Source organism: uncultured Jatrophihabitans sp., assembly GCF_964246335.1.
Taxonomy (GTDB): domain Bacteria; phylum Actinomycetota; class Actinomycetes; order Mycobacteriales; family Jatrophihabitantaceae; genus Jatrophihabitans.
On record NZ_CAXTQF010000009.1, the window covers coordinates 1 to 13,206 of the forward strand.

Annotated in this window: 12 protein-coding genes; 5 read left to right on the forward strand and 7 right to left on the reverse strand. The window is 69.8% G+C overall.

From position 1 onward, the window contains the following. Positions 1–172: 172 nt before the first annotated feature. The 5 genes from ACFFCN_RS04350 to clpS all read right to left on the reverse strand — a co-directional run bounded on the left by ACFFCN_RS04350 (position 173) and on the right by clpS (position 2,740). On the reverse strand, positions 173–1,132 hold the full coding sequence (locus tag ACFFCN_RS04350; protein WP_375489905.1) for a PLP-dependent cysteine synthase family protein: 960 nt from the start codon (positions 1,130–1,132) through the stop codon (positions 173–175). Between the two features lie 21 nt (positions 1,133–1,153). Further along, the gene (locus ACFFCN_RS04355) at positions 1,154–1,435 is read right to left on the reverse strand and encodes a MoaD/ThiS family protein (RefSeq protein WP_375489906.1); all 282 of its coding nucleotides are present in this window, start codon (positions 1,433–1,435) and stop codon (positions 1,154–1,156) included. A gap of 103 nt (positions 1,436–1,538) precedes the next feature. Continuing rightward, positions 1,539–1,943: a Mov34/MPN/PAD-1 family protein gene (locus ACFFCN_RS04360; RefSeq protein WP_375489907.1), complete on the reverse strand. Its 405-nt coding sequence runs from the start codon at positions 1,941–1,943 to the stop codon at positions 1,539–1,541. A 24-nt stretch (positions 1,944–1,967) separates the two neighbouring features. After that, positions 1,968–2,447: a DUF2017 family protein gene (locus tag ACFFCN_RS04365; RefSeq protein WP_375489908.1), complete on the reverse strand. Its 480-nt coding sequence runs from the start codon at positions 2,445–2,447 to the stop codon at positions 1,968–1,970. Then, complete coding sequence (gene clpS, locus ACFFCN_RS04370) at positions 2,444–2,740, reverse strand: ATP-dependent Clp protease adapter ClpS (RefSeq protein ID WP_375489909.1); 297 nt, start codon at positions 2,738–2,740, stop codon at positions 2,444–2,446. The genes ACFFCN_RS04365 and clpS overlap by 4 nt, the downstream gene beginning before the upstream one ends. 108 nt (positions 2,741–2,848) lie before the next feature. Between clpS and ACFFCN_RS04375 the strand changes: the two genes are divergently transcribed. Genes ACFFCN_RS04375 through ACFFCN_RS04385 form a run of 3 tightly spaced genes read left to right on the forward strand, consistent with a single transcriptional unit; the run spans position 2,849 to position 5,413 of the window. Then, positions 2,849–4,153, forward strand: a complete 1,305-nt coding sequence (locus tag ACFFCN_RS04375; protein WP_375489910.1) for a nicotinate phosphoribosyltransferase — start codon at positions 2,849–2,851, stop codon at positions 4,151–4,153. A 37-nt stretch (positions 4,154–4,190) separates the two neighbouring features. Then, positions 4,191–4,799, forward strand: a complete 609-nt coding sequence (locus tag ACFFCN_RS04380; protein WP_375489911.1) for a hypothetical protein — start codon at positions 4,191–4,193, stop codon at positions 4,797–4,799. Positions 4,800–4,801: 2 nt separating this feature from the next. Continuing rightward, on the forward strand, positions 4,802–5,413 hold the full coding sequence (locus ACFFCN_RS04385; RefSeq protein ID WP_375489912.1) for a hypothetical protein: 612 nt from the start codon (positions 4,802–4,804) through the stop codon (positions 5,411–5,413). On the opposite strand, the gene serB is transcribed toward ACFFCN_RS04385, so the two are convergent. Together serB and ctaD are read right to left on the reverse strand one after the other, a co-directional pair. Continuing rightward, positions 5,389–6,588 (reverse strand): phosphoserine phosphatase SerB, encoded by a 1,200-nt coding sequence (gene serB, locus ACFFCN_RS04390; RefSeq protein WP_375489913.1) that lies wholly within the window; start codon positions 6,586–6,588, stop codon positions 5,389–5,391. The two genes, ACFFCN_RS04385 and serB, sit on opposite strands and share 25 nt — an antisense overlap. Before the next feature lie 48 nt (positions 6,589–6,636). Next, positions 6,637–8,325 carry a cytochrome c oxidase subunit I gene (ctaD, locus tag ACFFCN_RS04395; RefSeq protein WP_375489976.1) on the reverse strand — a complete coding sequence of 563 codons (1,689 nt, stop codon included), beginning with the start codon at positions 8,323–8,325 and terminating at the stop codon, positions 6,637–6,639. A 421-nt stretch (positions 8,326–8,746) separates the two neighbouring features. On the opposite strand from ctaD, the gene ACFFCN_RS04400 reads away from it, so the two are divergent. Together ACFFCN_RS04400 and ACFFCN_RS04405 are read left to right on the forward strand one after the other, a co-directional pair. Beyond that, positions 8,747–12,157: a fibronectin type III domain-containing protein gene (locus ACFFCN_RS04400; protein ID WP_375489914.1), complete on the forward strand. Its 3,411-nt coding sequence runs from the start codon at positions 8,747–8,749 to the stop codon at positions 12,155–12,157. Between the two features lie 57 nt (positions 12,158–12,214). Beyond that, positions 12,215–13,195 carry an AAA family ATPase gene (locus ACFFCN_RS04405; RefSeq protein WP_375489915.1) on the forward strand — a complete coding sequence of 327 codons (981 nt, stop codon included), beginning with the start codon at positions 12,215–12,217 and terminating at the stop codon, positions 13,193–13,195. Positions 13,196–13,206 lie beyond the last annotated feature (11 nt).

Consider the following 13,206-nt stretch of genomic DNA (forward strand, 5'->3'; position numbering starts at 1 on the left):
CTGCCGCGAGTGTGCCTGACCGGCCTGCCCGCCGTGCGCGTCACCACCCGGCCGGCCCTGTTCACCGCCCTGCGGCCGGGCTTCGCCCGCGCTCTCCGGAGCGAGGCGTTCGTGGCGACGACAAGGCGGCGGGCCCGGGGCCGGGCGGTTTGGGGGATCCCCGCCGGGGCGCTCAGGCCCAGAGCTGGCCCTCGAGCTGTTCAGCTGCCTGCTGCAGCGTGCCGGTGTAGGCGCCGGTCGACAGGTACTTCCAGCCGCCGTCGCACACGACGAACGCGATGTCGGCACGCTCGCCGTCCTCGATGCGTTCGGCGATGGACAGCGCGGCGTGCAGGATCGCGCCGGTGGAGATCCCGGCGAAGATCCCCTCGTTGTCGATCAGGTCGCGGGTGCGGCGCAGCGCGTCGTAGGACGTCACCGAGAACCGCCGGGTCAGCACCGAGTCGTCGTAGAGCTCCGGCACGAAGCCCTCGTCGATGTTGCGCAGCCCGTAGACGAGTTCGCCGTAGCGCGGCTCGGCAGCGACGATCTGCACGTCCGGCACCTTCTCGCGCAGGTAGCGCCCGGTGCCCATGAGCGTGCCGGTGGTGCCCAGGCCTGCGACGAAGTGCGTGATGGTCGGCAGATCGCGCAACAGCTCCGGTCCGGTGCCTTCGTAGTGCGCCTGCGCGTTGGCGGCGTTGCCGTACTGGTAGAGCATCACCCAGTCCGGATACTGCTGCGCCAACTCCTTGGCGGTGACGACGGCCTGGTTCGACCCGCCCGCCGCGGGTGAGGAGATGATGCGCGCCCCGAACATCTCGAGCAGCTGCCGCCGCTCGATCGAGGTGTTCTCCGGCATGACGCAGACGATGCCGTAGCCGTGCAGCTTGGCGACCATCGCCAGTGAGATGCCGGTGTTGCCCGACGTCGGCTCGAGGATCGTCATGCCCGGCTTGAGCCGGCCCTCGCGCTCGGCCGCACGGATCATGGCCAGCGCTGCGCGATCCTTGATCGAACCGGTCGGATTACGGTCCTCGAGCTTCGCCCACAGCCGGACGGGGTGCTCACCGTCCCAGCTCGGGGACAGATGCGGCAGGCCGACGAGCGGGGTGTCACCCAGCGCGTCGAGCAGCGAGTCGTAGCGAGCCATCAGCGAAGTGCGGTGTCGCCCTCAGCGACTGCCGCCGGCGACCGCAGGCAGGATCGTCACCTGGTCGCCGTCCTTGAGCTGCGTGTCCAGCGAGCCGGTGAACCGCACGTCCTCGTCGTTGACGTAGACGTTGACGAAGCGGTGCAGCGCGCCCTCATCGGTGATGAGCCGGCCCTTGAGCCCCTCGTGGCTGCCGTCGAGGTTGTCGATGACGGCGCCGAGCGTGTCACCGCTGGCCTCGACGGACTTCGCGCCGCCGGTGTAGGTGCGCAGGATGGTCGGGATCTTGACCTCGATCGCCATGCTGATGCGTGCTCCTGGATAGGTAGGTTCTTGCGTTACCGAGTGCAACGCACGGATGTCCGTTTATCGTCCCTCATCGGCCTGGGCGGCGTCATGTGCGGCTTCACACGAGCTCGACGGGCTCCTCGGTCACGACGCCGTCGACGATCCGGTAGGACCGGAATTCGGTGTCCTCGTCGGTGCGGGTGGACACCAGCACGTAGTGCGCGTTCGGTTCCTGGGCGAGGCTGATGTCGGTACGCGACGGGTACGCCTCGGTAGCCGTGTGTGAGTGATAGATCACCACGGGCTCTTCGTCGTTCGCCGACATCGCCTTGTACAGCTGCAGCAGGTCGGCGGAGTCGAACTCGTAGAACGTGGGCGAGCGTGCCGCGTTGAGCATCGGGACGAAACGCGTGGGCGTGTCGCTGTCCTCGGCACCGGCCACCACCCCGCACGCTTCGTCGGGGTGGTCGCGACGCGCGTGCGCCCAGATCTGGTCGTGGATGGCCCGGTCGATGCGCAACACGACGATCGAGCCTACCGACGGGGCTCAGCGCATCAGGGCGCGCACGACGAGATCCTGGACACCGGTCAGGTAGTCATAGATCGCGTAGGGGGCGACGGCGTCGTCGTCGGTCTCCTCCGGCCCGCTGACCGGCGGCGGCACGCCGTCCTCGGTGACGCCGAGACGGGTGCCGAGGACGAGCCGCAGGTCGTTGAGCACCTGCAGCCAGCTCCGGGCCACGTCCTCGTCGTCCAGCGGCACCGGCGGATCCTGCAACTGCGCACGGCATGCGGAGATTCGCTCGCGTCGACCGCTGCGCAGCGCCTCCTCGGTCAGCTCGCGGAACTGCCGCGACGCGTCCGGGTCGTCGGGCAGCGCAGCGGGGTACAGCCGCCGGCCGACCTCGGTGTCGGCGTCCTCGTCGGCGACGACCTCGTCGAGTTCGGTGAGCAGCACGCCCAGGAGCTCGACCTCGGCCGGCTCGAAGTGCAATTTGACCTTGCCGGGACGCCCGGACAGCTTCACTTCTGCTGCTCGAGCGTCGCCCAGAGCCCGTACTCGTGCATCGTGGCGACGTCGAGTTCCATCCGTTCCCGGGTGCCCGACGACACCACGGCCCTCCCCCGATGGTGCACGTCGAGCATCAACTTCTCGGCCTTGCCCTTCGAGTAGCCGAACACCGTCATGAACACGTGCGTGACGTAGGACATCAGGTTGACCGGGTCGTTCCACACCACGGTGATCCACGGCAGGTCCGGATCGGCCGACACCTGCGCGTCCGCTGCCTCCTCGCGCTGCGGAGCGAGTGTGTCGGGCATGGCTCCATGGTGGCACGGGCGACGCAGCCGATCGGCTCGAGCGACGGAGTCGGCTGGCGCGGACGACTGCCCCCTACCGCGCTAGGTTCGACCGGTGAGCGCGACGTCATGACCGGCACGACAGCACTGCTGACCGACCGCTACGAGCTGACGATGCTCGGCTCCGCGCTGCACGACGGAACCGCGCACCGCGACTGCGTGTTCGAGCTGTTCGCGCGCCGGCTGCCGGACGGCCGGCGCTACGGCGTGGTCGGCGGCACCGGGCGGCTGATCGAGGCGATCGCCGACTTCGCGTTCGACGCGGACGCGGTGGACGCGCTGCGTGCCGCGGGCGCGATCGACGACAACACCGCGGACTACCTCGCGGGCTACCGCTTCCGCGGCGACCTCGACGGATACGCCGAGGGTGAGCTGTACTTCCCGATGTCGCCCGTCCTGACCGTGCGCGGCACCTTCGCCGAGGCGGTGGTGCTCGAGACCCTCGCGTTGTCGATCTTCAATCACGACAGTGCGATCGCGTCCGCCGCGGCGCGCATGGTCACCGCGGCCGGTGGCCGGCCGCTGATCGAGATGGGCTCACGCCGCACCCACGAGCAGGCCGCGGTCGCCTCGGCGCGCGCTGCCTACCTCGCCGGCTTTGCGTTCACGTCGAACCTTGAGGCCGCGCGGCACTACGGGGTGCCGACCGCCGGCACGGCCGCACACTCGTTCACCCTGCTGCACGACGACGAGCGCGCCGCGTTCGCCGCACAGGTCGCGACGCTCGGGCCGGGCACCACCCTGCTGGTGGACACCTACGACATCGCACGCGGCATCGAGAACGCCGTCGACGTCGCGGGCCCGCAGCTGGGCGCGATCCGCATCGACTCCGGCGATCTCGGCCCGCTCGCGCGGCACGCCCGCGAACAGCTCGACGCCCGCGGCGCCACCTCGACCCGGATCGTGGTCAGCGGCGACCTGGACGAATTCGCGATCGCCGCGCTGGGCGCGGCACCCGTCGACTCCTACGGCGCGGGCACCGCCGTCGTCGTCGGCTCGGGTGCGCCCACCGCCGGCATGGTCTACAAGCTGGTCGAGGTCGACGGCCGGCCGGTGGCCAAGCGCTCGGAGCACAAGGAGAGCGTCGGCGCCCGCAAGACGGCACTGCGCGCGCACAAGCCGAGCGGCACGGCCATCGAGGAGATCGTGTCGGTGCGCCCGGACGTCGTCCCCGAGACCGGTCAGCGGCTGCTGCAGCGCCCGCTGGTGCGCCGCGGTGAGCCCGTGGACGGGCTGCCGACGCTCGCGCAGTCGCGAGACCACCTGCGCGAGGTCACCGTCACGCTGCCCTGGGACGGGCTGAAACTGTCCCGCGGCGAGCCGGCGATCCCGACCCGACTCGAGCGCGACGAAGCGCCGCACGCCACGGCATGAAATGTCGGATCGGGACCGGAAAAGCTATCGTCGCGCCATGACGCAGTGGAACTCGCCGCCCGGCGATCCCTACGGCCGACAGCCCGGATACGGACAACAGCCCGCTTACGGACAGCAGCCCGCTTACGGACAGCAGCCCGCTTACGAACCGGGTCACCCGCAGGGATACGGCCAGCCCGGCTACCCAGGCGGCTACGGGCGACCGGGCCCGTCGGAGAGCTTCGGCATCGCCGGTACGGTCATGGCGTTGCTGGGCGGCATCATCGTGATCGTCGCGTTGACCGGCCTGCAGTGGTTCGCCAACCCGTCCCGGTCCTTCGGCGATGTCGGTGACCAGCTCAGTAACAGCGACCAGGCGAACGGTTTCGCCAGCGCGTACTTCGGCTGGCTGGCCTGGCTGTTCCTGATCGTCGCCGTGGTCGCGGGCGTGCTGTCCAGCGTCCCGACACCTGCGCTGCGCGTGTTCCGCATCATCGGCACGGTGGTCGGGCTCGCAGCGGCCGGGCTCAGCTTCCTGGCGATACAGCTGTTCGACGGCAACTCCTACACGCATTACCTCAAGGACGCGCGGATCGGCTTCTACCTCGCCGTGCTCGGTTTTCTCGTCACCGGCATCGGCGCGGCCATCGGTCCGCGCCGCGTCTGACAGTGACCCAGGCCGAGGACCCGGTCGACGCACCGGCCGAGGACCACACCGCGCCGACCCCGCGGCCCGGGCCGTCCGGCGTCAACCTGATCGGTCTGCTGCTCACCGGCGTTGCCGCTGTACTGCTGCTGCTCGCCGTCACCAGTCTCGACTGGTTGTCCTCCGGCGGCCTGACGACCGAGGGCAAGAGCGATTCGACCTTCCGTGGGCTGCGTTCGCTGCTGCGTCTCGCCGAGGCCTCCGGGCAGGCCTATCCACGTTTCGTCGCGCATCAGTACTTCACGTGGGGGGCGTGGGTGCTGCTGGCCGTCGTCGTGGCGAGTGCTGCGCTGGGCAACGTGCTGGGCGCATCCGGCCGTGACGGCCGCCCGTTCGGGTTGATCGCGCTGGTGGTCGGCGTGGCAGGCGTGGCGCTCACCTTCGTCGCGATCGACCTGATCGGCGGCAAGGGCGGCGTGCAGGTACCGGCGTACAGCGACTACATCGACCACGTCGGGGCGGCGTTCTTCTGCGCCGTGGCCGGCTTCCTCGTCGCGGCATTCGCCGGCGCGGCCGCCGCGCGGCGTCCGCTGGCACGTGCAGCGCCGGCTCAGCCGGACGACGCGGCTTCCTGAACCTCGTCGCCGGAGATGCCCAGCACGAACAGCACGGTGTCCAGGTAAGGCAGGTTGACCGCCGCGTCCGCGGCCTTGCGCAGCGCCGGTTTCGCGTTGAACGCGACCCCGAGACCGGCCGCCTCGAGCATGTCGATGTCGTTGGCGCCGTCGCCGACCGCCACCGTCTGCGCCAGCGGTACGCCGAACTGCTCGGCGAAGCCGCGAAGGGCAGTGGCCTTTCCGGCACGGTCGAGCAGCGGGCCGACCAGCCGGCCGGTGACGACGCCGTCGACGATCTCCAGCTCGTTGGCCGCGGTGAACTCGAGGTCGAGCTCCTCGCGGAAGCGGTCGGTGACGAACGTGAACCCGCCGCTGACGACGCCGACGTGGTAGCCCATGCGACGTAACGTGTGCACGAACGTGCGCGCACCCGGCGTCAGCTCCAATGCGTCGCGCACGGCCACCAGGTCGTCGACGGACAGTCCGGCCAGCAGGCCCACCCGCGCACGTAACGACTGGCCGAAGTCCAACTCGCCGAGCATCGCCCGCCGGGTCAGGTCGGCGACCTCCTCGGCGACACCGGCGCGGGCGGCCAGCACGTCGATGGCTTCGTCGCGGATCAGCGTCGAATCGACGTCGAGTACGACGAGCCGCTTGGCGCGCCGGCGCAGGCCTGCGGGCTCGACCGCGATGTCGACACCGGTCTCGTCCGCGGCGCGCACGAGCGCGGCGCGCAGTTGCCTGGCGTCGGGCGCCCGCACGATGAGCTCGAGACTCGCGGCCGGCTCGGTCGACAGCTGGGACACCGAGTCGATGTTGGCCCCGACGTCGGCGATGTGCTGTGCGATATGGCTCAGCGCGCCGGGCCGCAATGGACGCCCGATGACCATCACGTGATTCTTGCTTGCCCGACCGGGCCGCTCGCCGATCTCGTCCGCTGCGGCATGCCGGTCGCCCAGAACGATTTCGCACTCCATGCCGAGCGCCGAAGCCGCCTGGTCCAGAGAGGCCCGCAGCGCACCAGGTTCTCCGCGCAGGTCCAGCAGCACGGCAAGGACGAGCCGTTCGCGGATCACGACCTGCTCGAGGTCACGGATCTCGACGTCGAAGGCCGCGAGGGCACTGAACAGCGACGCCGTAACGCCCGGCCGGTCCCGTCCGGTGATCGTGGCGAGCACGGAGGTCGGCTGCATCAGTTCCGTCGAACGGACGACACACAACCGCGCATCACGGCCATGCCCTCACGACGGGTCCGGGTCGCTGCTTCCCTGTCGGGCGCCGGCGGAGCTCATCGCATCCGACGCACCTGACGCATGCGGGTTGCGTCCGTAGTGCGCCTCCCGCTCCAGACGCTCGAGCAGGTGCGGGTAGTGCGCCTCGAACGCCGGGCGCTCGGAACGGATTCGCGGGATCGAGGTGAAGTTGTGCCGCGGCGGCGGGCTCGACGTCGCCCACTCCAGCGAGTTGCCGTAACCCCACGGGTCGTCGGCGACCACGATCTCGCCGAAGCGGTACGAGTGGTACATGTTCCACACGAACGGGATCAGCGACGCGCCGAGCACGAACGAGCCGATCGTCGACACCGTGTTGAGCGTCGTGAAGCCGTCGGTCGGCAGGTAGTCCGGGTAACGCCGGGGCATGCCCTCGGCGCCGAGCCAGTGCTGCACCAGGAACGTCAGGTGGAACCCGATGAAGGTCAGCCAGAAGTGGAACTTGCCGACCCGCTCGTTCATGTACCGGCCGGTGAACTTCGGGAACCAGAAGTACACGCCCGAGTACACCGCGAACACGATGGTGCCGAAGAGCACGTAGTGGAAGTGCGCGATGACGAAGTAGGAGTCGGCGACGTGGAAGTCGATGGGCGGGCTGGCCAGCAGGACGCCGGTCAGGCCGCCGAACAGGAAGGTCACCAGGAAGCCGATCGCGAAGATCATCGGCGTGTCGAAGCTGACCGCACCGCCCCACATCGAGCCGATCCAGTTGAAGAACTTGATGCCGGTCGGGACGGCGATCAGGAACGTCATGACGCTGAAGAACGGCAGCAGGACCGCGCCCGTGGTGAACATGTGGTGCGCCCACACCGTCAGCGACAACGCGGCGATGGACAGCGTCGCGAGCACCATGCCCTTGTAGCCGAACAGCGGCTTGCGGCTGAACACCGGAATGACCTCGGTGACGATGCCGAAGAACGGCAGCGCGACGATGTAGACCTCGGGATGGCCGAAGAACCAGAACAGGTGCTGCCAGAGGATCGCGCCGCCGTTGCCGGCGGTGAACACTTGCGCGTCCATATGTCTGTCCGCCCAGAGCACGAGCAGCGCGGCGGTCAGGATGGGGAACGCCAGCAGCACCAGCAGGCTGGTGACCAGGATGTTCCAGGTGAAGATCGGCATCCGGAACATCGTCATGCCGGGCGCCCGCAACGTGATCACCGTGGTGACCATGTTGACGCCACCGAGGATCGTGCCGAGGCCGGAGATCGCCAGGCCGAGGATCCACAGATCGGCGCCGGCGCCGGGCGAGTTGGTGGAGCTGGTCAGCGGCGAGTAGGCGTACCAGCCGAAGTCGGCAGCACCGTTGGGGGTGAAGAAGCCGGACGTCGCGGTAATGGCGCCGAACAGGTACAGCCAGTAGGAGAACGCGTTGAGCCGCGGGAACGCGACGTCCGGCGAACCGATCTGCAGCGGCAGCACCAAGTTGGCGAATGCGAACACGATCGGCGTCGCGAAGAACAGCAACATGATCGTGCCGTGCATGGTGAACAGCTGGTTGTACTGCTCCTGCGAGAGCAACTGCCGGCCGGGACGCGCGAGCTCGATGCGCATGAGCAGCGCCATGACGCCGCCGAGGGCGAAGAAGATCAACGACGTGATGAGGTACATCCGACCGATGATCTTGGGGTCGGTGGTGCGCAGCACCTGGCTGAACATCGAGCCCTTGGACGCGCTGCGCTCGGGGAACGGCCGCGCGACGATTGCGCTGGGGCGCTCGGCCCCCGGTGCGCTGGGTGGTGGCTCGGCGGTAGTTGTCACGCAGACCCCTTCGAACGATCTCGGGCATCGGTGCTCCGGAAGTTGGGGCACTACCCGTCGTGCGGGCCACCGGGAATCGGCGACACCCGAAGAATAGACGCTCGCTCATCCGACTCCGACAGGCGGAGCTCGACCCGGACAACGCGTGTGTGACTCAGGTGAATTTTCCCCTTTTAACCGATAGTCTCTTAACGGCGTGCCTACAGCCGGTCGGCACGCCCGCTGCGTTGCCTCCGCAGCACAGGGTTTCGACAGACCGGCGGTGGGGCGGTATGTGACGGTGCGTGGTCGGCAGGCTCAGCATGCCTTCCGACCCGACGTGCCCGCGGCGTCGACGACGCGGCCGGCACGCCGGCAGTCGGCGGCGCTGCTGACCCTGCTCGTCGTCGTCGCGGCAGCGATCAGCACCGCCGCCTACCTCGTCCAGCCCGATCGGGCGCGTTCGTTCACGCTGCTGCGCGGCTCGATGTTCCTCGGCGACGCGGTCGCGCCGGTCGGCGTCGATCTCGCCAGCGGCAAGCCCACCTTGCGCCTGGTGGGCGCGGAGAAGCAGGTGGGCGCCGCGGCATCCAGTGACGTCGCCGTCGTCCCGGTCAAGGGCGGCACGCTGCTGGTCGACTCGGCCACCGGGCAGTTCAACATGGTCGACAGCACCGGCTTCGTCATCAAGCACGACAACGGCGGCGTGCCGCTGCCTGCGCGCCGCGACGCCACGCGATCCACCGGCGTCGCCGCGGGCGCCGGCGCGTTCGTCGAACGGACCGGACCGGACGGCACCGATGTCTATCTCGTCGACCAGCTGACCGTGCAGGCCGCGACCAACCTGACCCGGGGCGTGGCGCCACGCGCCAGCACGCGAGTGACTGCGCCGGGCACGACCGCACCCGGCGGCGCCGTCGCCGCCGACGGCACGTTCTGGACGCTGCTCGGCACGGGCGATCGGCGCAGCGTGCACGAGTTCGACGTGTCCGCCACCGCCGCCCGCGGTGCAGCGCTGTCCGACTCGCGCCGCGGCGACGTCAGCGGCCCGGCCGCGGTCGGCGCCGCCGGCGCCTCCGGTGCGCCCACGGGCTCCACAGCGGGCAAGAAGTCGACCGGCGCCGCAGCGTTGACAGCTGACGCCGCCGTCGGCGTCGCCTCGGCCAACGGCATTCGCTACTTCGGCGCGCAGGCACCACGCGACGGCCGCGAGGTCCGGTACCCGCACCAGGCCGGGCTCGACACCGTGTTGGCAGCGACGTCGGCCAGCGCGCGACTGGTGTTCCTGCTGCACGGCGCCGCCGGATGGAGCGTCGTCTCGCTGAATCGCGACGGCACCGGGCTTCGCGGGCCCACCCCGCTCGCCGGTGTGCCGCACGACGCCGATCTCGCTACGCCGGCCGTCAGCGCCGGCGCGGCCTACACCGTCGACCGCGCGAGCGGTCGGCTCTACCGGATCGGACAGGCCGGCGACGCCGCGGCAGTGGCCGGCGCCCAGCGGTACCCGCTCGCGCGCGGTGACGGACGCATCGTCGAGTCCGCGGACTTCTCCGACGCCTACGTCACGGCGCACGGCCCGCGCGTCTTCGTCGACTCCCCCAGCCACGCCGACGCCGTCGCGCTGTTCACCGACGGCAGCCGCCGACCGTTGACGGTGCGCAAGAGCGCAGCCGTCGACGTCAGCGCTGCGGGCGGTGCACAAGCCCTGGCGCGGACCTCCGCGACCACCAAGGGCCGGCCGAAGGCGGGGCCGACGCAGCGCAACGCCGGGCAGGCCATCAACAACCGCGTCGACTGCCGCGCCGTCGACCAGAAGCCGCACATCCCGGTGATCACCCAGGCCGGGCCGGGCTCGCGCAGCGTGGCGCTCGCCTGGAACTACCCGCTGCTCGACAGTCAGGACTGCGCGCCGTCGACCTACGTCATCTCGGTCAAGCTGCTCAGCGGCGACGCGCCCGACCCGGGCGGCTCGACCACCGTGCAGGGCCAGCAGAGCACGAACGTCACCGGGCTGTACCCGCAGTCGCGCTACCAACTGACCGTCACTGCGTACCTGCACGGCCAGGGAACGACGTCCGCGCCCGTGCAGGTCACCACCGGCAAGGAGGGCCCGGCCGCGCCCACCGGCCTGCAGGTCTCCGCCGACGCGGGCGGCAACTGGCACATCGGCTTCAACGCGTGCGGTCCGGTGGCGAGCGGTTGCGTGCCGGCCGCGTCGTGGCGCATCGTCTCGAGCTTCTGCGACGCGCGCGGGCTGTCGGCTCCCCCCGCGCCGATCGTGGCTCCGGCGGACCCGACCTCGGCTGCTCAGCCGGCCGTCACCGTGCCGGGCAGCGACGCCCTGCTCGGGCGCGGCCTGCGCTTCCAGATCGAGGGCACCGGCGCTGCCGGTGAGATCGGCACGCCGTCGGCCCAGAGCGCGTGCGTCTACAGCTGGACACCACCGGTTACGTCCGACATCACCGTGTCGGCCAGCACGCCGGCACACACGGACACCAACGGCTCGACCGAGACCACGGCGACCGTCCACTTCGCCCGTGGTCAGACCCACGACCTCGGCGGTGAGGGCGCCACGATGACCTACCAGCTGGTGTCCGGCGGACAGGTCGTGTCGAGCCTCGGCCCGACGAGTTCGGCGTCCGTGACGCTGAACGGCGTGCAACCGGGACGCAGTTACCAGGTTCAGGTCAAGGTCAGCCCCCCGCGCCATCCTGAGGCCGCGGCAACCATCGGGCCGGTCGCAGTGGCACCGGCCATCGCTGACTGGCCGACCCCGACCGTCGACGCGTCGTTCGCCCGCGACTCCGCCACCTCGGGCACCGTGCGGGTGACGGTCGGCCTCAGCGGCAATACCCGCGGCGAGACGTTCGACCTCGTCGGCGGCGCCAGCCGACTCGACTGCGCGTCGGCAAGTTTCCCTCTCACCCGCAACGACTTCGCATCGGGCAGCACGCTGAGTTTCTCCGGCGTCTCGCTGCCGGACTTCTACACCAGCAACGGTTGCACCGTCACCGTGCAGCTCGCCCAGGACACCCGCACTGTCACCAGCCCTGCGCTGTTCGGCGCCGCGGACTCGGCCCAGGTGACGACAGGCCTGTTCGCCATCCCGGCGCCGGAGGCCACCACCACGTCGAGTGACTTCAGCGCTGCGTGGACCGCTGATCAGCCGGACCCGCAGATCACCGTCATCTACAACGGCAGCGACCGGGAGGGTGACATGAACGACTGGAACCTGCTGGCGCGCAACGACACATCCGGCGACTGCAACAGCACCCAGGACGCACCGAAGGCAGTGATCCACGTCAAGCCGAGCTGCGTCACGGCAGGCGGACACTTCAGCGTTCAGGTGTCGTACAACTACTTCGGCTCCACGCAAACGCTGACCCTGCCGGTCTCCGGGACGTCACCCGAACCCGTGAACCCTGCCAACGTGTCCTTCACCGCGGCCTGGGAGGACACCGCGCAGACCATCGATGTCACCTATGCGGGATCCCAGCCCCTTGCCGACCTGCAGCCAGTGCACTTCACCGAGACCGTCACGTCGAACACGCAGGTCGACCCGAACGTGGACTGCGCGGACGCCCAGACGAACCCCGCAGACGCCAGCCCGCATCCGATCCAGATCGCCGTGGACCTCAACGCCTGCCCCCCGACCGACTCCGACGGCAATCCCGCCCAGTACAAGGTCGAGATCACCTTCGAACGCGATGGTGCGAAGACCGCGCCGGTCGACGGCGTCCCACCGTCGTGAGCGACGCCGTGATCCCATTCACCGCAAGTCGACCCGAACACCGCTGAGGAGACTCCCGTGGCCAGCCCTGCCGAGGACTACGCCGCCCGCGGCACCCGCGTCGCCTACGACGTCGACCGCCTGTGCGCCAGCATCGGCAACGTCGTGCAGGGCAAGCCGGACGTCGTGCGCAACGTCGTCCTGTGCCTGCTCGCCGAGGGGCACCTGCTGCTCGAGGACGTGCCGGGTACCGGCAAGACGTCGCTGGCCCGCGCGCTGGCCTCGTCGATCGCGTTGTCATGGCACCGTATCCAGTTCACCCCGGACCTGCTGCCCTCGGACGTCACGGGCGTCTCGATCTACAACCAGTCCAGCCGCGAGTTCGAGTTCAAGAAGGGCCCGATCTTCGCGAACGTCGTGCTGGCCGACGAGATCAACCGCGCCTCGCCCAAGACGCAGTCCGCGCTGCTGGAGGTGATGGAGGAGGCGACGCTGTCGACGGACGGCCAGGTGTACGAGCTTGCCAAGCCGTTCATGGTCGTCGCCACGCAGAACCCGATCGACATGGAAGGCACCTACGTCCTGCCGGAGGCGCAGCTCGACCGCTTCCTGATGAAGCTGTCGGTCGGTTACCCGAGTGCGGAGTCCGAGGCCGAGATCCTGCGCGCGCAGAAGATGGGCCCGACGATCTCGCACCTGCAACCGGTGATGAGCGACGCGGACGTCGCCGCGATGATCGAGGAGGTGCGCAGCGTCGAGGTCGCGCCCGCGCTCGAGCAGTACATCGTCGCTATCGCCGCGCACACCCGCACGATGTCCGAGCTGCGCCTCGGCGTCTCCCCACGCGGCAGCCTGGGACTGCTGCGCGCGTCACGTGCCGCGGCCGCGGCCGAGGGGCGCACCTACGTCACGCCCGAGGACGTCCAGGACATGGCGCCGGTGACCCTGGCGCACCGGCTGATCCTGCAGCCCGATGCTCAACTGCAGGGCCGCACCGCGGACGAGATGATCAATCGCGCACTGCAGTCGGTGCCGGTGCCACGCTCGGTCCCGGCCTGACACCAGGCATG